Source organism: Bradyrhizobium sp. NBAIM08 (assembly GCF_020193935.1).
GTDB lineage: Bacteria > Pseudomonadota > Alphaproteobacteria > Rhizobiales > Xanthobacteraceae > Bradyrhizobium > Bradyrhizobium yuanmingense.
In genome coordinates, this window is record NZ_JADYVR010001152.1 from 1 (window position 1) to 393 (window position 393).

At 76.1% G+C, this 393-nt stretch carries 1 protein-coding gene; it reads right to left on the minus strand.

What is annotated here, in order from left to right; all coding sequences use genetic code 11:
- The coding region (locus I6F37_RS43915) for a hypothetical protein (protein WP_225154972.1) at positions 1-393 on the minus strand (393 nt) is incomplete at both ends.

Sequence of the window (393 nt, forward strand, 5' to 3'; positions counted from 1 at the left end):
GGCCGAGCGGGTAGTCCTTGCCGGCGATCATCGCGGAGAGGGTGCCCGAGGCGTCGCGGACCGAGGGCAGGGCCCGCAGGGCCGCCTCGGCGATGCCGGTCGAGGCGTCCTTCCCCTTGACACCGAGGATCAGGCCGTTGAGGAACTCGTCCGCCTTCGCCGGCCTGAGCCGGCCGATCGCCTCGATCGCGGCGACGCGGACCCCCTCCGCCCCCTTCTCGTCGCGGGCGAAGCCGACGAGGGCCGGGGCATAGCGCCCATCGCCGGTGGCCGTGGCCGCGCCGATGCCGGCCAGGCGCTGGGCCGGGTCGGCCAGGGCGGCGTCGATCGCGGCGACGACCTTCGCGTCCGCTCGGGCGTCACGCCAGGTCGTGCCGAGCTTCCGGGCGAGGA